This is a genomic window from Psychrobacter sp. Ps1 (assembly GCF_022129425.1).
GTDB lineage: Bacteria > Pseudomonadota > Gammaproteobacteria > Pseudomonadales > Moraxellaceae > Psychrobacter.
Genome location: NZ_JADQAN010000014.1, coordinates 25,201 through 43,320, shown reverse-complemented (window position 1 = coordinate 43,320; position 18,120 = coordinate 25,201). Strand labels below are relative to the sequence as shown.

The following is an 18,120-nucleotide window of genomic DNA, read 5'->3' as shown; positions in this document are numbered from 1 at the left end:
CATTATACTAAAATTGTTCGATAAAAACGAAAAAACCGTCACGCTGAGCAAGCCAGTACTTTGGCGATCATCTAAACTGCGCAAGTTGTAAAAAAGTTAGCACCTACGGCTAGCAGGCGTTTGCTCTGTTTAAGGAGCTTATATCGGTTTTAATTAACACATTTTCAGTGCATTAATTTTTTAAAATAATATTGTAACGCTTACGATAAAAGTATTTTAAGCTGTTTGATCACGCCTTCGATATCTAAACCACAGTCAGCTAACTGCTCTACTTGGGAGCCATGAGCGATAAAACGATCGGGAATACCGATATTAGCAATAGCTGGACGACTTTGCTTAAAGGCTGCCGACTCATTGAGCAAATATTCATTCACTGCACTACCCGCGCCGCCCATAATCATGTGCTCTTCTAGGGTTGCTATATGAGTGACCCCTTGCGCCAGTAACGTCTCAAGCATTACCGTATCTAACGGTTTTACCCAACGCATATTGACCACCTGTATCTGGCAATCTAACGCTGCATCGTTATCTGTTAGGGTTTCTGCGGCTTGCTGAGCAGTTGCAACCATCGTACCAAAGGCCAATAATGCCAATTTGTAAGGTGCATCAGCTTTACCTAATACTGACTCGACAACTGCTTCGCCAATTTTATAAGTTTGGGCTGGCTGTTCAATATCAGCACCTGTACCTGTACCACGCGGATAACGTACCGCCGTACAACCTGGATACTCATAGCAAGTATTGAGCAAATGGTAGCATTCGTTCTCATCTTTTGGCGCTGCAATCACCATATTAGGCACACAACGCAAGAATCCAAAATCAAACACGCCAGCATGCGTGGCACCGTCTTCACCGACTAGGCCCGCTCGATCGATGGCAAACATCACATCGAGATTCTGTAAAGCCACGTCATGAATCAGCTGATCATATCCACGCTGCAAGAACGTTGAATAAATTGCGACAATAGGTTTGACGCCTTGAGTTGCCATCCCAGCCGCTAGCGTGACAGCGTGTTGCTCAGCAATGGCCACATCAAAGAAACGCTCTGGAAAGTGACGAGCAAAGTCCGTCATCCCTGAGCCTTCTTCCATAGCAGGGGTGACAGCTAGTAGCTTATCGTCTTCAGCCGCTTTATCACATAAGAACTGGCCAAACACTTGCGAATATTTTAACGCTGGCTTTGTACTTGGTTGTTTTTTTAGCTGCTCTATAGAGTCAGCTTTAGACGCTTTATGATTTTCGACTGGCAATTTACTGATTGCATGATAGCCCACCGGGTCTAACTCTGCTGGTGCAAAGCCTTTACCTTTAGTGGTATAGATATGCACTAATACTGGGCCTTTTACTTGTTTTGCCAGTGACAATACGCGCAGTAGCTCAGGGATATTATGCCCATCAAATGGACCAAAATAGGTAAAACCAATCGCTTTGAATAAGTTATCTTCTAGCTGCGGAACATCACGCATCTCTTTATGACGTTTGCGGCGATCGAACGCCTGCATATCAGGACGGTGGCAGAGTATTGGCTCACCTGACTCAGAGATATCAACTTGATAACCTGACTCCCAAAGCATCGCTAAATGTCGTGAAAACCCGCCAATAGAGCAAGATATCGACATATCATTATCGTTTAGGATGACCAGCAAATCAGCATCTTGCTGTACTGCGTCATTCATGGCTTCAAATGCCATACCGCCTGTCATTGCACCATCGCCGATGATGCAAGCAACCGTTTGCTCGCGGCCTTGATAACGCAGTGCGAGGCTCATGCCCAGACCAGCTGAAATAGAGGTCGATGAATGCCCTACGCCAAATGTATCGTAGACAGACTCTGCGCGCTCAGGAAATGCTGTCAGACCGTCTTTAGATCTGATAGTACCTAGCTGCTCACGGCGACCTGTCAGTACTTTATGAGCATAGGCTTGATGACCCACGTCCCAGACAATTTGGTCTTGCGGCGTATCTAACAAATAATGCAGTACTATTGTCAGCTCGACCACGCCCAAATTGGCACCAAAATGCCCACCGCTTTGACCAGCTGAATACAATAGAAAAAGGCGCAATTCATCAGCCAGCGTAATAAGCTTGGCAGCCGAAAGTCTACTAAGGTCAGTAGGTGTATCAATTACATCAAGCAATGGCGTATGAGGACGCACACGTGGAATCACAGTATAGGTCTGCTGTAAGCTCGATAACTGAGCAGCAGAATCCAGCACTGATGTAGATAGGGACTGAGACTTTGGAGAATGAGGTGACTGCTGCATAAACTGTACGATACCTACCAATCTGCTGACAAGACGTGTCTTTAAAATATAGCGGTGACTATAATCAAAAGACGTCGATAATACCTACATCATTATTGATGTAATCGACCATATAATTATTCATGCAACTTTCGTATTTGTATAGCTGCGCTACTTACGACAGTAGACACGCTAGCACAATAGGCTGCGCGTCAATACCAACGTTTTGATATCAAACTATTGATGCTTTTATACTATTGACAACTGAGGGGTGACATTATGCCCTATTATTTTGCATCAATAGCGGATGTTAGTGACGACATAGTAATGTAAGGATAAAGACTTGTCACTGTATCCGTCAAAATAGTATGGCATAATAGCATTTTTTTTTAATTGTCGCTTTAATCATCGTGCGTCGTCTGTGAACTTTGTGTGTTTTTATAAAAAATACAATGAGCACGCTGTCTTTATGAACAGGTTATACTGGTATCATCTTAGTATTAGCAGTAAAGTTTAGGTGACATGCTCATCTCAACTAATAGTTATTTTGAAAACAGTAGTTATCTCGAACAGTAACCGTCTCAAACAGCGCTCATCTCGAACAGCAATAACATACTTTTCACCGCCACGACTTTAGGCTTATGTAGGACAGCAATGTCATATCAATTTATCACTAGTGCCAAATTACCCACTCGTCACGGCGAGTTTGATATTCATATCTTTGAAAATAGCGAAGGTCAAGAGCATGTCATGCTGACCGTTGGTCTAGCTGTGGTCGATCAAAAGACAGACGATATCGCTAACCAACCTTTAGACGACATGATATTGAACCAAAAAGATGAATCGATAGCGAAGCAAGTACCGCTCATTCGCATTCATTCTGAATGTTTGACAGGCGACGCGTTTAGCTCATTGAAATGCGATTGCGGTCCACAGCTCAATACTGCCATGCAAGCCATCCAAGAGTCAGGTTGCGGTGCGATTTTGTATTTGCGTCAAGAAGGCCGCGGTATTGGTTTGACCAATAAGATTCGTGCGTACGCCCTTCAAGATCAAGGACATGATACGTTGGACGCCAATCTAATGTTAGGATTGCCTGCTGATGCGCGTATCTATGATATGTGTGGTCCGATGCTTGCCCATATCGGTGTCGACGCTGTCAGGCTCATCACCAACAACCCAAACAAAGTTGCTTATCTGACTGAGCATGGTATTGATGTTGTCGAACGGGTGCCATTGTTGGTCGGTGTCAATGACATGAATGCGGAATATCTAGCAACCAAACGTGATCGCATGGGCCACTTGTTTGATAAAAATATCAATCTTGATATAGACGCTTCTCTCGATACAGACCTCAATACCGCCATACACCTGAATAAATAGATATCTTATGAGTATTACAAATACAAATAACGAAACAGACTTATCAACGGTGGCGTCCGTGACGACGCCAACCAATAACGACATCATGCGAGTACGCGAATTCTTGGTTGATTTACAAGCACGTATCTGTGAATCGCTAGAAGCACAAGAGCGTGATGGCAGCACTAATAGCAACGAGCATGCGACCTTTGTACCTGATGACTGGGAACGTCCTGAAGGCGGCGGCGGTCGGTCATGCGTATTAGCAGATGGCGAGGTCATCGAAAAAGCGGGCGTCATGTTTAGCCATATTCATGTACATAACCTACCTGCCTCGGCGACCGCGCGTCACCCTAATATCGCTGGACGTAAAGCTCAAGCAATGGGCGTATCACTGGTTGTCCATCCCAAAAATCCAAACGTGCCTACGAGCCATGCCAATGTGCGTTTATTCGTAGCGGAAGCGGAAGGTGAAGCACCTATTTGGTGGTTTGGTGGTGGTTTTGACTTAACGCCATTCTATCCAGTACTCGCTGATTGTGTACACTGGCATCAAGTTTGTCATGACTTGTGTGCGCCTTTTGGGGACAATATTTACGCTGATTTTAAACAGTGGTGTGATGAGTATTTTCATCTGCGCCATCGTGATGAGCAGCGCGGTATTGGTGGTCTGTTTTATGATGACGTCAGTACCGAGAGTCGTGGCTGGGACTTTGAGACTTGCTTTAACTTTATGAAAGCCGTGGGCAACGGTTATCTTGACGGTATCATGCCGATTTTTGAACAACGTAAAAATACGCCTTATACTGAAGCGCAGCGCGAGTTTCAGCTCTATCGCCGTGGTCGCTACGTCGAATACAACCTGGTCTACGATCGTGGCACGCTATTTGGACTACAGAGTAACGGACGTATCGAGTCAATTCTAGTCAGTATGCCGCCGCTTGCCAGCTGGCGCTATCGTTTTGAGCCTGCTGAAGGAACGCCAGAATTTGAGTTGACCGATTATTATCTAAAGCCGCGTGATTGGTTGGCACTATAAGTTTCGTAAATATCACGGTATTTATATTTTTGGAAAATATTAAAAAGGTCAGCTACTATCGCCGGCCTTTTTTATTGTCAGTACCATTCAAACGAGCAACTCTCACGTTATTATTGTAAAAACATGTCGTGTATTTACCAATACAATCATCATAACCAATTATAAGCAGTAACAACCAAGTTAAGGTATGCTTATTTAAAATATTACGAGGATATAACAACTATATAATTCCCATCGCCCAGATAACCGTTACAATAGAAGACGTTCTTTATTAGCAACTGTGCTCAAAAGAATTTTAGGCAGTATTTTGTATAACTATATTTTAAGTCAAAGCGAGCGTTTGTAATCGCGCTTACTATTAGCCAAGTTTAAAGGAGTAAGTCATATGGCACAGGTTCATACCAACAAATCTTTCAAATCTCTGTTTAGCGTTACCTTGATGGCAGCTGCACTAGGTCTAACGGCCTGTAGCACTTCAACAGGATCTAATCCTGACGTGCAAGCGCGTCAAGACACCATGAAAAACTGGGGCGATGCAATGAGCGTCATGGGTGATATGGCAAAAGCACCTGACACATTTGATGCCGATGTATTTAAAGAGCAAGCGGCGTTCTTAGCAAAAGATGCCGCCAAGCCTTGGAGTCATTTTGAAGATCCAGAAGCGGTAGGTAATGCTACTGAAGCGGTTTGGTCTAATGCTGATGGTTTCAGTGCTGAAGCGGAAAACTTTCAAAAAGTCACTGCTGAGCTAAACGCCGCCGCCCAAAACGCCACTAGCATGGACGATGTTAAACCTGCCTTTGGACAAGTTGGTGCAAGCTGTAAATCATGCCATACCGACTTTAGAGCAAAAGACGAATAAAGCTTTGTACTTATAGCAAGTAGACACGTATAAAAAAACCGCCATATCAATTGATGTGGCGGTTTTTTAGTTTTCTAAATATTGTGGAAATCAAAGTTTCGAAACTAATTAAATATTTCACCGAGCGCCCTACTCTGCCACTGTTTTATTCACATCCACAACGTCTTGCTGCTCGTTCATTTTATTAACGATTGCACTCACTGAAGGATCACTCAAATCAATCGTACGTATTGGGAATGGAATGTTTACGCCCGCTGCATCCAATGAGTTTTTGATACCTACAATTACTTGATGAATCGAGGCAACTTTGTTGGCTTGCGTACCATCTTCGATAAACCAACGTACCATTAGATCAATGGACGAACCGCCAAAACCAGTAGCAATTACGCTTGGCGTTGCTTTCTTTGAGACGCTCTCTATCTTATCTAATGCTTTTATAATCTCAGCTTTAGCCGCTTCAATATCATCTTCATAACCGATACCAACTGCGACTTGCAGACGGCGCTGCTTATAAGCAGTATTAACGGTCAATGCTGAAGTATAAAGATCTGAATTTGGAATCACCACTTGACGGCCATCATAAGTCCTGATGGTGGTTGCACGGATTTTGATATCTTCGACTGTTCCTTCATAGTCGCCTGAGACAATCTGATCACCGATACGAAACGGCTCTGAAATTAGCAGCAAGATACCAGAGAGCAAATTTTGGAAGATATCTTTAAAAGCAAAACCGATAGCCACAGAACCGATACCGAGCGCGCCAATCAGCTTAGCAGGAGTAAACCCTGGTACCGCAATAACCATCGCTATCATAAAACCAATAAAGAAAATAAGCGCCCCGCCTACCCGCTGAAACACTTTGACCAAGTTCTGATGCCGACTACGACTGCCTAATAATTTGTGAACGATTTTTTTGAAGACAATCGATAAGAACCAAAAAATTAGGATAACGATAATTGATGCGACAAAATATGGGATGCGTTCAACAAAGCCAACCCATATCTCATTTGCCGAACCAAGAATGCTTTGATAGGTCAATCCATCCGTTGTCGTAGACTGCGCAGCTGTCTCAGCACTCAGTGTCGTGTCTGCCTCAGAGGTAGGCATCTGGGTGATACTCCTTTATTCTATTTATTTTTATCAATGCACCTATGCTAATAGTTACTGTCGCTCTGACTCTTAATAGATGCTGTCGTTCTGACAATTAGCCCATCAAATCGGCCTGAACAATTTCGATCCAGTAGCCGTCTACATCTTTGATAAAGGCAATGTTTTTCATACTGCCATCTTCTGGACGTTTTTTAAATTCGACGTCGTTTTTATCAAACCAAGCAACCGCTTCATCCAAGCTTGGAACGCTAAAACAAATATGACCAAAACCCTGTGGATCCTGATTGCCGTCATGATAGCTAAAGTCAGCTTTTGTCTCGGTGCCGTAGTTGTGCGTCAACTCCAAGATGCCACGTTGACGGAAAGCAAAGATTTCTAAGTCATCGCCAGTTGGCAAGTTTTCGCGCTCGCTTTCGGTCAACTTAGCCAAGAAATATAAATCGAATCCCATGTCAGGGAACTTCTTAACGGCAAGCAAGGTCATACCCAAGACACCAGTGTAAAACGCTAGCGATTTAACAGGATCTTTGACACGCAGCATGGTGTGATTAAACGTAAAACCTGTCGTTTGCGTAGAGATTGACTTGACGCCATCTACACTGATACTGCTCGCAGGCTGTGCGATGGTCGAATTATTATCGTTAGTAGACATAGTTATCCTAAGGTTATTCAAAAAAGAGTGTTATAAATAAGCGAATCACGACTGTCATGATTCACTGCTGTCTCTCATCATAATAAAAATTGGCAAAATAATTGATAGGGTTTTGTAAGGATATGAACAAAATATGTTCATATTTAGATATATTAGCTGTCTAAGAATCGTACCTTTCCGGTCTCTAGATCATATTCAGCGCCGACTACCAATAGCTGACCACTATTGGTTAAGTCCTCTAATGCACGTGAGCCATGCTTTAGCTGACTGACTGACATACGTACGTTAGCGCGGATAGAGCGGTCGACCAGCTCGTCTGCATCGACGTCTTGACCATTGGCAGTTGCCAATTCGTGCAAGTTATAAACGCTTGGACGAATACGATCTACGATGGACTGCAAGTTAGGTGAATAGTTTTGTTCAGGATTAATCAGTGTCTCAACGCAAGCCGTGACAGCACCGCATTTCGAGTGTCCAAGTACCACCACCAGTTGCGTACCAAAGGCTTCGGCTGCAAACTCGATTGAACCAATCTGCGATGGTGCAACCACATTACCTGCGACTCGTATAACGAACAAATCTCCCAAACCTTGATCAAAGACAATCTCAACGGGTACTCGTGCATCCGAGCAACCCAAAATAATGGCCAATGGATTTTGATCCTTGACCAACTCTGGACGGCGCTGCATATACTCATCGGTACTGGTGAGGCTATCAACGTAGCGTGCATTACCTGCTTTTAAAAGCTCAAGTGCTTCTTGACCTGTGGTTGGACGTATATCGGTAGGCATGAGAGATCCTTTATCATCAATAATATTAGAGTTATAAGCTGTTTTGCATACATGTATTCCAGCACAGACTGACTAATTATCGTCAAACTATCAGGCTAATAATGTTTGTCAGCCATAACGTGATTGTATAGGAATAAAAACCCAAAAACGGTAAAAACATTTGTCTAAATATCGCTAGGTGAATGTAGTCACATCTAAAAATACAGCTGTATATATCGCTGCTACGACAGTATGACTCGCGTAACTTATAATGAACTTGCACTGACTTATACCAAGGGTTTGTTATAATGGGCAGCATTCAGACAGTAATCAAATCGTGCTTACGCTCATGACAATCCCTATAATGACAGCCAGCTGTATACAGATATTGGACGCTTAGGAACAGATATTATGACCGATTTATCTCAAAATACGCATAACACCTCTGCGTCACCTCATGATGATCAGGTGCTGCTGCAACTGACTGGTCTAAAAAAAACTTATGATCAAACTGAAGTCTTAAAAGATATCAACCTTGATATCAAGCATGGTGAGTTTTTGACGTTACTTGGCCCATCAGGCTGTGGTAAGACAACATTACTACGCTTGATTGCAGGCTTTGAGCAGCCGAACGCTGGAGCGATATATTTGGATGGCGTACAGATGGCGGGCTTGTCCGCCGATAAACGTCCGGTCAATACCGTATTTCAGCAGTATGCGCTGTTCCCTCACATGAGCGTCGCCCAAAATGTGGCTTATGGCCTAAAGCTGAAAAAAGTCCCAAAAGATGAAATCCAAAGACGTGTTAGCGAGATGCTAGCGATGGTACAGCTAGAACATTTAGCCAACCGCAAGCCGCAAGATTTGTCTGGTGGTCAACAGCAGCGAGTTGCCATTGCTCGTGCGGTCATTAACCGTCCTAAACTGCTATTGCTTGATGAACCATTATCCGCACTCGATCACAAACTGCGCCTACAAATGCAGTCTGAGCTAAAACGTCTGCAACGTGAGCTAGGCATTACCTTTGTCTTCGTGACCCATGACCAAGAAGAAGCGCTGTCGATGTCAGACCGTATTGCCGTGATGAAAGATGGCACGTTCCAGCAAATCGGTACGCCTATCGAGATCTATGAAACCCCTGCCAATCTGTTTACTGCCAAATTTATCGGCGAGACCAATTTGTTCAGAGCTGAGGTAAAAGGTGTCCATCCAGACCAGCCAGATCGCGATGGCAAAGTGACCAACGGACGTATCGAGGTCGAAGTCTGCGAAGCGCAAGCACAAGAAGGGCCAACCACCTTACGCAACTTACGTCGTCCCAATTTTGCCAATGATGTGCAAGCGGGCGATATCGTTAATTTACTACTTCGTCCCGAAGATCTACGAATATATGATCCAAAAGATAACGAGCATAGCGGACTGCTAGGCCGTGTCATCGAAAGTAACTATAAAGGTAGCACCTTAGATTCGATTATCGAACTGGCAAATGGTCATATTATTAAGGCCTCTGAGTTTTTTGATGAAGATGACCCGAGCTTCGATTACAAACTAAACGAGGGCGTCAAAGTCTCATGGGTAGATGGCTGGGAGTGGGTATTGCCAGAAGACTCTGAAACTGTGCCAGATATAACTGCACAAAAGGATGGTAGCTGATGGCTCGCAACCACTTAGGCAGTAAAAGTCCATTTCGTACCGCTACACTTTGGCTAATTTGGGGTTGGCTACTGATATTTGCGCTGTTGCCAAATATCTTGGTCATCGCTGTCAGTTTTTTGACCCGCGATAGCAGCGCCTTTATCAGTTTACCTGTCAGTATCGACAGCTATGTGCGTATGATTGACCCATTGTATTTTGAGGTATTTGTCCACTCATTATGGATGGCAGGTATTACAACGGTCATCTGTCTGCTGCTGGGCTACCCTTTTGCATGGCTGATCTCCAAAGCAAAAATACGTTGGCAGCCGCTGCTTATGATGTTACTGATACTGCCATTTTGGACCAACTCCTTGGTACGGACATATGCGCTCAAATTACTATTTGCCAATAACGGGTTGATCAATAAGTCTCTGCTAGCCATCGGTGTAATCGATACGCCAATCGATATTTTATATACCCAAGGCGCAGTGATCGCAGGACTAACTTACTTGTTATTCCCGTTTATGGTGCTACCGCTATATGCAGTATTTACAGACTTACGCAATGATATGCTATTGGCCTCGCAAGATTTGGGCGCATCCAGAACACAAACCTTTTGGCATGTGGTATTGCCATTAACGACACCAGGGATTATCTCTGGTGTACTGCTCGTGCTATTGCCTGCGATGGGCATGTTTTATGTGGCAGACATCTTGGGTGGTTCTCGTAATTTATTGGTCGGTAATATTATTAAAAACCAATTTCTGGATGCGCGTGACTGGCCATTTGGTGCTGCGGCCAGCGTCTTATTGACACTAGCGATGGCGGTATTATTACTAGCCTACCGTGCCAGTAGTCGCCGTATTGGCAAGACTGACTTTAACGAGGTGGCCTAATGTCTTATAGCTCACCGAACAACAAAATTCGTACGCTCAAGCTTGGCAGTATCGCTGCCAAAGGCTATCTCGGACTGATTTATGCCTTGTTGTACCTGCCCATCATTGTCTTAGTGGTAATGTCCTTTAATAAGTCAAAAATCGGCTATAACTGGGGCGGCTTTAGCCTAAAGTGGTACGAGTCGCTATTTAATAACCAAGCAATGCTCGAGGCCTTTTGGCACTCTATTGTCTTAGGATTGGTGGCAGCCACCGTCTCGACTTTGATAGGCACGCTTACAGCGCTGGCGTTACATCGTTATAACTTTCGCGGTAAAGGCTTATTAAATGGATTGCTATTTGTCCTGATGATGTCACCTGAGATTGTACTCGCTATCTCGTTATTGACGCTGTTCCTATTGATTGGTTTGCAATTGGGCTTTGTCTCGCTGCTATTGGCGCACATTACTTTTTGCCTACCTTTTGTTGTGATTACCGTCTTTGCGCGGTTGAGTAGTTTAGATGAGCGCTTGATGGAAGCGGCACGCGACTTAGGTGCTAACGAATCAACCATGGTGCGCACCGTATTGATTCCCGTTATCTTGCCTGCGGTTATGGCGGGTTGGTTGCTGGCTTTTACCCTATCGCTAGATGATGTGGTGGTTTCGACCTTCGTCACAGGGCCTAGTTATGAGATTTTACCGCTGCGCATTTATTCTATGGTGCGCGTAGGACTCAAGCCAGAAGTCAACGCCATTGGTACTTTATTACTGGTTGCTTCACTAGTATTGGTCGTTATCTCACAGTTATTGTTACGCAAGCGCTAGATATTGATTGCTGACTAATTGCTTATTAACTACTCATTAATAATGGACTATGAGTGAAAGTCAGCGCTATATTGACTATAATGAATTTTTCTCACCTTAGCGGTTAGGTCATATTATGCTTGAGCTACGTCATCTTAATACATTAACCGCGCTACGAGCGCATGGTTCACTTGCAGCAGCGGCGGATGAGCTACACGTTACTGCCTCGGCCGTTTCGCATCAATTAAAAGAGCTTGAGAACTATTACGACATCAGCTTAGTCAATCGTCGGACGCGCCCGCTTAGTTTTACGCCAGCTGGTAAAGCAGTATTGGCATTGGCAGACAATATCCTACCGCAAGTTACTCGCACTAAATCAAATCTTAAACGCTTAGCACACGGTCAAGCAGGTAGATTACGCCTAGCATCAGAGTGCCACAGCTGCTTTGATTGGCTCATGCCAATACTGAACCACTATCGCCGTGAATGGTCGGATGTCGAGCTAGACTTTGCCACAGGGTTTGAGCCTGAGCCGCATCATCTACTCATGGAAGGTGATATTGATCTGCTTATCACTACCAGTGATTTACCGCTCGACGGTATCAGCTATCAGCCATTGTTTGAATATGAGAGTCGTTTGGTACTTTCACCAACGCATGATTTAGCTGCTCAAAAATTTATTGAACCAGATGATTTGATTAATGAGACATTGATTGCCTATCCCGTAGAAGCCAAACGCCTCGATATCATTGCTAACTTTATGACGCCAGCACAAGTAAGCTTTGAGAGTGTTCGTACGACAGAGCTGACGGCAATGCTGATTCAATTGGTTGCTAGTGAACGCGGCGTAGCAGCATTGCCTGATTGGGTGGTTGCTGAATATGAGAGAAAAGGCTGGGTCGTCTCGCGACCACTAGGAAAAGGTGTGCATTGTCAGCTATACGCCGCAACGCGTACTTCAAGTCGAAATACGGCCTATATGCAGGGGTTTGCCAGTTTATTGGAAGGGATTATGAAGCCGCTATAGTTTCATTACTAATTACTTTCTTATAGTTATAAAATATTAATCACCTTTTCATATCGTAATGAATGTTATGGTAAATAATGGTTCCCTAGTGAGGACTTGAACACGGAACCTAAGTTATTGATATTAAATTTTTTATATATTGATGGTCGCTGTCAATGTACTTATGAATGTAATTATTGTGATTAACTCGAAGGTTTTTTGACTTGATTCATTCTTTTATTATCCTTAAAGCTACTTACTAGACAGAATGTAAAATCACTAGATAGCCTTGATAAAGAACATATAGCCCAACACCAAGAGCTAAAAATAGCACAGCTATCAAGGAAAATAGAATTATCTTGCTACTTTTTTTCATTTTCATCTCTCAAAGCCTAGCTAAGGCTTTTTATGTCTGTTTTGACGTTCAATATCATGGCGAGGGTGTGCCGTTCTTAACGTCCAACTTTGGGTAGTGGATAGATCGTTCAATCTTGCGCTTATCTCATAAAATCGTGTTTGGTGCGCTATACAGGAATCGATCTGGCAGATGTATGAAGCACCTCGGAATTTCCATACTCTCTCAGATTGTTGAATCTTAAACATTCCCAATGTGGCTCAGCATACGCATCAACCATACAGCGTCAAAGAAATACTTTTTGTGGTACTCATCGGCCCAATAGTGATATTGATAATATCGCAAACCTAGAGAGCACAAGAAGCTTACTACCAATGCCAATATAAACCATGAAATGTGCGGTGTTCTTTTAAGAAAAAAACGATAAAGCATTAAAAAAGACATGGCACACAAACTAAAATACCAAGCAAAAGCACCATATCCCCATGCCACTATATGTCCATTTGAAGTGTAGCCGACAGGAAAAACATCATAAAAACTTAGAGCTATCGAACATAACAACAAGATGGCTAAAATGACTGAAAATTTGGTCGAATAGTTTGGTATGGTAAGTAATCGAACAACAAGGTAGAAGAATATATAGTTTCCACAAACAGCTAATATTCCGTAGTCTCCAAACATCAGACCAAAAGGTAAGTATAACGTACCCAATATTAGAGTACCCATACCTCCACCGTCTTCACCACTCCCTACCATTATACTTAGCTTATAAGCAGGTAATAATAAACAAAGAACATAAGTTATCATCAAAAATTGAGTTACTAACTTTAGGTTTTGGTCTGATACAAGCAGAGCTGGTCTTTTATTCATAATATTTATGGCTTGTATGCGATTTTGTAAGTGGATGAGGAAAAGTACAATTCGAGCTTTCTAAGTAGCCAGTGATAGCTTTTGATTCAAGGCTTTTCAATAGAGAGTATACCCCAAAGGAACCAGCTAATTCACTCTCCAAACGTATTAATAGACTACTTATAACAGACTGGTATAATGGAACCACTTATAACAGACTCTTAAACGATTAATATCTATCAACGCCTACAAAACTAGCTTAAAGAAATAAAAGCCAAGCGCGGTTGCTAATAATGTCAGTCCAACATGCAAGCCGATGAGCGCTAAACCTGCCAGCAGCCGCCCGTCATGGATAAAGCCAAATACCTCTGCACTAAACGTACTAAAGGTAGTTAACCCACCCAAAAATCCGGTAATCACAAACACGCGCACATGATCAGATAAGTTGCTACCCATGCGCTCAAACCACACTAGCGCCAGCCCTATCAGCAGTCCGCCTAAGATATTGGCGCTCAGAGTACCGAGTGGCACCCAACCGTGCAAGGCATTAAAACGCGATAGCCAAGCTCGCAGACAAGCACCAAATGCTGCGCCCAAACCAATAGCAAGCCACTGCATAGACTGTCCTTAATTCATATAAACGTGTTGGACCAAATACTCAGTTATACGGCTGGCAACTCTGTCATCGGCCAACGCGGAATACAGCTAACGGCCAAATCATCAGATTGTCCTGCTTGCAAGCGCTCAAAACCTGCATAAGCAATCATCGCGCCATTATCCGTACATAGCGCAGGCGGTGCATAATGAACCGTTGCATTGATTTTAGCCAGTTCAGCCTCTAACATCTCACGCAGATGAGTATTGGCACTGACCCCGCCCGCAATTACTAAGCGGCTCATATCTGCTTGCTTGAGTGCTTTGACGCACTTCTTCACTAGCGTGTCGACCACTGCATGCTGAAAGCTAGCGGCAATATCAGCACGAATCTGTGGATCGCTGTCAGCGCCATTACCCGACCCTCCTGAATGTGGCGTATCTTTAATAAGATTATGCACGGCTGTTTTCATACCACTAAACGAAAAGTCTAGACCCCGATGTAGCATTGGTCTTGGGAGTGTGTAAGTGTCAGGATTACCAGTTTCTGCCAGTTTGGCAATATTAGGGCCGCCAGGATAAGGCAGACCCAACATTTTAGCTGCTTTATCAAAGCACTCACCCGCCGCATCATCTATCGACTCACCCAATATCTCATATTGCCCAACACCGTGAGCAGCAATCAGTAACGTGTGCCCACCAGATACTAGTAGCGAGACAAAAGGAAATGCTGGAGGGTTTGCACCCATAAGCGGTGCCAAAAGATGCCCTTCCATATGATGGATACCAATCGCTGGAATATCCAAACCATAAGCTAAGCTACGTCCAAATAGTGCGCCTGTCATCAATGCACCAATAAGACCAGGTCCTTTAGTATAGGCAATCGCATCGATGTCGCTTTTTTTCATATCGCATTGCTCTAGCAGCTCATTCAATAACGGCACGAGCTTACGAATATGATCGCGGCTAGCAAGCTCAGGCACAACGCCACCATAAAGTGCGTGCAGCTCAATCTGAGAGTACAGTACTTGCCCGACCAAACCTTGGTTGTCGCTATTTATTTGCTCACTATCAAAAATCGCCAGCCCCGTCTCATCACAAGAAGTCTCTAAGCCCAATACTTTCATACTTTTGCCTTTATACTTTCGTTTTCGTGCTATTTTTATCGCACTTTTATCTTACATCATTTTGAGAAATTGGATAACGAATACAGCCAGTCACACACTATCTCAAATTCGCTTGATACAGCTGTATATTCTCAGACTGGCATGACAAAAAACGTGCATAAAAAAACCGTCATTGTCAGTCACAATGACGGCCAGTTTAGCAAATTTCAATAGCTGACATACTCTATATATACCGTATCAGCTTACCGACGCTAGCATATAATCAACTGCTGCTTTAACTTGTGCTTCGGTCACACCATTTACCGCTTGCGCTGGCATTTTATTAAAGCCTTTAGCCGAGTGCATATATAGCGTCTCTTTATCTTTGGTTAGACGAGCTGTCCAAGCTGCTGTATCACCATACTTTGGCGCATCGAGCAAACCTGCAGCATGACACACCTGACAGTTTGATTCATACAGTTTGGCACCTGCATCTGCTGCCAACACTTCAGGCTCAGAATCAGTTTCAGGTGTTGCCACTGCCTCATCTACTATGTCGGCAGACTCTGTTGCTGATTCTGTTCCTGACTCATCCACAGTCTCAAGCGTCGCGCCTTCGGCTACAGCTGTTTCTTCTACAGCGGTAGCAGGCTCATCGGCTGCTGCAGGCTCTTCCGTAGCTGTGTTATCACCGCTACAAGCACTCACAGCAAATACCACACTCATGCTGATTACAGACAATTTCAGCTTGTTCATGTACGGTTGTATATCAATCATGGTTTTACCCTTACTTAGTCAGTCTGCAATCAATTAGAGATGCGTTATATCAGCTTAAAGTACTTACATATACGACCAACGACTGTTTAATAGTCCATTGAGCTAATAGTCAAGTCAGCACGAAGTTACTCGGCAGTGGCTGCAGCTGTGTCGTCAGTAGCCGCCATATCGGCGCTGTCAGTAGGAGCAGCGGCTGTATCCGTACTATCGGTAGCGGCTGCTTCTGCAGTATCAGCGTCAGCCGTTCCTGCTTCGGCAGTAGCTGTACCGTCAGCTTCTGTACCCGCTGCATCAGCTGCTGGCATTGGTGCTGTCTCTGGGAATTCCATTTCTTCAGCTGGTGGCGCATTTTTGATGGCAAGTTCAGCAGCTTCGTCAACGCGATCGATTGCCATTACTTCTTCATGCTCTTCGCCGCCACTACAAGCGCTCACGCTCACACCTAAAGCTACGATAAGTGCCGTGCTTAATGCCGTGTTAAATACTGTTTTTTTCATTCCAACATCCTCAATAAAATACACACAAAACGGTTCATAGGCTTACTAGGGTCTATTGAACTTTCAAATGGGGTGCTGGCAGTCACTATTTTTTAGACAATATACAGTGAAATTGTTGAAGCCTAGTCATTCTAGGTTAAATTATTTCGCCATATATTGGCAAAAAAGAGTACTGCCCTCCACTCGAGCACAGCTCTTGCCTTGCGAACGGGCAAAGCAGTGCTTTGCTCGATCCGTTCTCAAGGCTGATGCTAAAATCACCCCAACCGTTGTTGAAAACCTAGCTAAGGTCTCGACATTATCGTCGGTTTTCGCCTAGTTTGGTGTAACTTTAGCCATCAGCAGCCCTAATATTTGAATGTTCAATAGACCCTATAATATGGGAATTATCATAGCATAAACTCCAATCAAACCGTTATAGATGGTAGGGGTTTTTTATTGATAAAGCGTTGTATATATGTCGAATTCATAGTTTGAGAGCCAAATTCAAATAGCCATCTAATTGAATACCTTATCAGCAATAAATGTTTAAAATCATTGACTTTGTTGGTATTTTTTATTAAAATACCTGCCCTTACGCTAATGCGTGAGAATTGTCCTAGTTTGAGCTGATGCCTGTAATCTTGAGATATTACGGCTAAATACTAATACACAGCCAAACTAATGCCCTTATATCTCATCCTAATCGAGGAGTCTTCATGCCTGCAGTTAAGGTTAAAGAAAACGAACCAGTTGATATCGCTATCCGTCGTTTCAAACGTGCTTGTGAAAAAGCTGGTGTATTATCAGACGTACGTAAGCGTGAGTTTTATGAAAAACCAACGCAAGTACGTAAGCGTAAAAAAGCTGCTGCCGTAAAGCGTTATAAGAAGAAGTTACAACGCGAAACTATTCGTACCACTCGTATGTACTAATCAGTAATCTGATTAGCTAAGTACAAGCGCTACACTAACGCCACTGTTATCAATCGATATCAGTGGCGTTTTTTATGCTACAATTTTTGTTATTACTGCTGACATAATTTTTTATTAAAACCACTATCAGCAGGTTTTGTTCTAAAAATTTAACAAACGACCTCTAACGAATAGCATTTAACAGATCGATAAGGATAATAGCAGTGAGCCAACTTAAACAGACGTTATCAGACAATATCAAAGTTTCAATGAAAGCTCGTGAGCTTGAGCGCGTCAAAGTACTGCGCAACGTACAGTCAGTAGTGAAACAAATCGAGATTGACCGTCAGACAGAACTTGATGATGCGCAAGTATTAGAAGTTTTGCAAAAGCAGCTAAAGCAGCGTCAAGAGTCACTAACTATCTTTACAGAAAATGGCCGTGATGACTTGGCCACCAAAGAGCAGTTTGAGATTGATATCATCAACGAGTTTATGCCGCAGCAAATGAATCAAGATGAGATCATGGCATTGGTAAATGCTGAAATCGCTGAGCAAGGTGCTACGTCTATGCGCGATATGGGCAGCGTCATGGGTGTCTTAAAGAACAAAACAGCTGGCCGTGCTGATCCTGCTTTGATTTCTAAAATGGTTAAAGACGCGTTACAAGGCTAGCATTTGCTATTGATT

General features: G+C 43.5%; 18 protein-coding genes. 9 read left to right on the top strand and 9 right to left on the bottom strand.

What is annotated here, in order from left to right:
- Positions 1 to 200 precede the first annotated feature (200 nt).
- Positions 201 to 2,264: a 1-deoxy-D-xylulose-5-phosphate synthase gene (dxs, locus tag I3249_RS08685; RefSeq protein ID WP_238069563.1), complete on the bottom strand. Its 2,064-nt coding sequence runs from the start codon at positions 2,262 to 2,264 to the stop codon at positions 201 to 203.
- 633 nt (positions 2,265 to 2,897) lie between these two features.
- On the opposite strand from dxs, the gene ribA reads away from it, so the two are divergent.
- The 3 genes from ribA to I3249_RS08670 all read left to right on the top strand — a co-directional run bounded on the left by ribA (position 2,898) and on the right by I3249_RS08670 (position 5,506).
- Positions 2,898 to 3,626, top strand: a complete 729-nt coding sequence (ribA, locus tag I3249_RS08680; RefSeq protein WP_238069561.1) for a GTP cyclohydrolase II — start codon at positions 2,898 to 2,900, stop codon at positions 3,624 to 3,626.
- A gap of 58 nt (positions 3,627 to 3,684) precedes the next feature.
- Positions 3,685 to 4,644 (top strand): oxygen-dependent coproporphyrinogen oxidase, encoded by a 960-nt coding sequence (hemF, locus tag I3249_RS08675; protein WP_238069601.1) that lies wholly within the window; start codon positions 3,685 to 3,687, stop codon positions 4,642 to 4,644.
- Between the two features lie 385 nt (positions 4,645 to 5,029).
- A complete protein-coding gene (locus I3249_RS08670; RefSeq protein ID WP_238069560.1) occupies positions 5,030 to 5,506 on the top strand; it encodes a cytochrome c in 477 nt (158 codons plus the stop codon).
- Positions 5,507 to 5,635: 129 nt separating this feature from the next.
- Here the strand turns inward: I3249_RS08670 and I3249_RS08665 are convergent, their stop codons facing one another.
- The 3 genes from I3249_RS08665 to I3249_RS08655 form a co-directional block, all read right to left on the bottom strand.
- The gene (locus tag I3249_RS08665; RefSeq protein WP_101205491.1) at positions 5,636 to 6,613 is read right to left on the bottom strand and encodes a mechanosensitive ion channel domain-containing protein; all 978 of its coding nucleotides are present in this window, start codon (positions 6,611 to 6,613) and stop codon (positions 5,636 to 5,638) included.
- Positions 6,614 to 6,710: 97 nt separating this feature from the next.
- Positions 6,711 to 7,268: a lactoylglutathione lyase gene (gene gloA / locus I3249_RS08660; RefSeq protein ID WP_238069558.1), complete on the bottom strand. Its 558-nt coding sequence runs from the start codon at positions 7,266 to 7,268 to the stop codon at positions 6,711 to 6,713.
- A gap of 152 nt (positions 7,269 to 7,420) precedes the next feature.
- A complete protein-coding gene (locus tag I3249_RS08655; RefSeq protein WP_057758161.1) occupies positions 7,421 to 8,059 on the bottom strand; it encodes a carbonic anhydrase in 639 nt (212 codons plus the stop codon).
- 390 nt (positions 8,060 to 8,449) lie between these two features.
- Here I3249_RS08655 and potA point away from each other — a divergent pair, with 390 nt between their 5' ends.
- The 4 genes from potA to I3249_RS08635 all read left to right on the top strand — a co-directional run bounded on the left by potA (position 8,450) and on the right by I3249_RS08635 (position 12,381).
- A complete protein-coding gene (gene potA, locus I3249_RS08650) occupies positions 8,450 to 9,691 on the top strand; it encodes a spermidine/putrescine ABC transporter ATP-binding protein PotA (RefSeq protein ID WP_238069556.1) in 1,242 nt (413 codons plus the stop codon).
- Positions 9,691 to 10,569 carry a spermidine/putrescine ABC transporter permease PotB gene (gene potB, locus I3249_RS08645; RefSeq protein ID WP_238069554.1) on the top strand — a complete coding sequence of 293 codons (879 nt, stop codon included), beginning with the start codon at positions 9,691 to 9,693 and terminating at the stop codon, positions 10,567 to 10,569. Before potA ends, potB begins: the two co-directional genes overlap by 1 nt.
- A complete protein-coding gene (potC, locus tag I3249_RS08640; protein ID WP_238069552.1) occupies positions 10,569 to 11,375 on the top strand; it encodes a spermidine/putrescine ABC transporter permease PotC in 807 nt (268 codons plus the stop codon). The genes potB and potC overlap by 1 nt, the downstream gene beginning before the upstream one ends.
- A 115-nt stretch (positions 11,376 to 11,490) precedes the next feature.
- Positions 11,491 to 12,381: a LysR family transcriptional regulator gene (locus tag I3249_RS08635; RefSeq protein ID WP_238069551.1), complete on the top strand. Its 891-nt coding sequence runs from the start codon at positions 11,491 to 11,493 to the stop codon at positions 12,379 to 12,381.
- 574 nt (positions 12,382 to 12,955) lie between these two features.
- Here I3249_RS08635 and I3249_RS08630 read toward each other — a convergent pair.
- The 5 genes from I3249_RS08630 to I3249_RS08610 all read right to left on the bottom strand — a co-directional run bounded on the left by I3249_RS08630 (position 12,956) and on the right by I3249_RS08610 (position 16,538).
- Complete coding sequence (locus I3249_RS08630; RefSeq protein ID WP_238069550.1) at positions 12,956 to 13,585, bottom strand: hypothetical protein; 630 nt, start codon at positions 13,583 to 13,585, stop codon at positions 12,956 to 12,958.
- Positions 13,586 to 13,810: 225 nt separating this feature from the next.
- Positions 13,811 to 14,182, bottom strand: coding sequence for a fluoride efflux transporter CrcB (gene crcB, locus I3249_RS08625; protein WP_102078044.1), 372 nt, complete (start codon positions 14,180 to 14,182; stop codon positions 13,811 to 13,813).
- Between the two features lie 44 nt (positions 14,183 to 14,226).
- On the bottom strand, positions 14,227 to 15,285 hold the full coding sequence (gene tsaD / locus I3249_RS08620) for a tRNA (adenosine(37)-N6)-threonylcarbamoyltransferase complex transferase subunit TsaD (protein ID WP_238069549.1): 1,059 nt from the start codon (positions 15,283 to 15,285) through the stop codon (positions 14,227 to 14,229).
- Between the two features lie 237 nt (positions 15,286 to 15,522).
- Positions 15,523 to 16,041, bottom strand: a complete 519-nt coding sequence (locus I3249_RS08615) for a c-type cytochrome (protein WP_238069548.1) — start codon at positions 16,039 to 16,041, stop codon at positions 15,523 to 15,525.
- A 125-nt stretch (positions 16,042 to 16,166) separates the two neighbouring features.
- Positions 16,167 to 16,538: a hypothetical protein gene (locus I3249_RS08610; RefSeq protein ID WP_238069547.1), complete on the bottom strand. Its 372-nt coding sequence runs from the start codon at positions 16,536 to 16,538 to the stop codon at positions 16,167 to 16,169.
- A gap of 698 nt (positions 16,539 to 17,236) precedes the next feature.
- Here I3249_RS08610 and rpsU point away from each other — a divergent pair.
- A complete protein-coding gene (rpsU, locus tag I3249_RS08605) occupies positions 17,237 to 17,452 on the top strand; it encodes a 30S ribosomal protein S21 (RefSeq protein ID WP_010195908.1) in 216 nt (71 codons plus the stop codon).
- Between the two features lie 203 nt (positions 17,453 to 17,655).
- Positions 17,656 to 18,105, top strand: coding sequence for a GatB/YqeY domain-containing protein (locus I3249_RS08600; protein WP_057758141.1), 450 nt, complete (start codon positions 17,656 to 17,658; stop codon positions 18,103 to 18,105).
- Positions 18,106 to 18,120: the final 15 nt, after the last annotated feature.

Excerpts from the sequence above, each read along its gene's own strand:
- dxs (WP_238069563.1), bottom strand. The coding sequence starts at position 2,264 with ATGCAGCAGTCACCTCATTCTCCAAAGTCTCAGTCCCTATCTACATCA.
- ribA (WP_238069561.1), top strand. The coding sequence starts at position 2,898 with ATGTCATATCAATTTATCACTAGTGCCAAATTACCCACTCGTCACGGC.
- I3249_RS08670 (WP_238069560.1), top strand. The coding sequence starts at position 5,030 with ATGGCACAGGTTCATACCAACAAATCTTTCAAATCTCTGTTTAGCGTT.
- I3249_RS08665 (WP_101205491.1), bottom strand. The coding sequence starts at position 6,613 with ATGCCTACCTCTGAGGCAGACACGACACTGAGTGCTGAGACAGCTGCG.
- gloA (WP_238069558.1), bottom strand. The coding sequence starts at position 7,268 with ATGTCTACTAACGATAATAATTCGACCATCGCACAGCCTGCGAGCAGT.
- I3249_RS08655 (WP_057758161.1), bottom strand. The coding sequence starts at position 8,059 with ATGCCTACCGATATACGTCCAACCACAGGTCAAGAAGCACTTGAGCTT.
- potA (WP_238069556.1), top strand. The coding sequence starts at position 8,450 with ATGACCGATTTATCTCAAAATACGCATAACACCTCTGCGTCACCTCAT.
- potB (WP_238069554.1), top strand. The coding sequence starts at position 9,691 with ATGGCTCGCAACCACTTAGGCAGTAAAAGTCCATTTCGTACCGCTACA.
- potC (WP_238069552.1), top strand. The coding sequence starts at position 10,569 with ATGTCTTATAGCTCACCGAACAACAAAATTCGTACGCTCAAGCTTGGC.
- I3249_RS08635 (WP_238069551.1), top strand. The coding sequence starts at position 11,491 with ATGCTTGAGCTACGTCATCTTAATACATTAACCGCGCTACGAGCGCAT.
- I3249_RS08630 (WP_238069550.1), bottom strand. The coding sequence starts at position 13,585 with ATGAATAAAAGACCAGCTCTGCTTGTATCAGACCAAAACCTAAAGTTA.
- crcB (WP_102078044.1), bottom strand. The coding sequence starts at position 14,182 with ATGCAGTGGCTTGCTATTGGTTTGGGCGCAGCATTTGGTGCTTGTCTG.
- tsaD (WP_238069549.1), bottom strand. The coding sequence starts at position 15,285 with ATGAAAGTATTGGGCTTAGAGACTTCTTGTGATGAGACGGGGCTGGCG.
- I3249_RS08615 (WP_238069548.1), bottom strand. The coding sequence starts at position 16,041 with ATGATTGATATACAACCGTACATGAACAAGCTGAAATTGTCTGTAATC.
- I3249_RS08610 (WP_238069547.1), bottom strand. The coding sequence starts at position 16,538 with ATGAAAAAAACAGTATTTAACACGGCATTAAGCACGGCACTTATCGTA.
- rpsU (WP_010195908.1), top strand. The coding sequence starts at position 17,237 with ATGCCTGCAGTTAAGGTTAAAGAAAACGAACCAGTTGATATCGCTATC.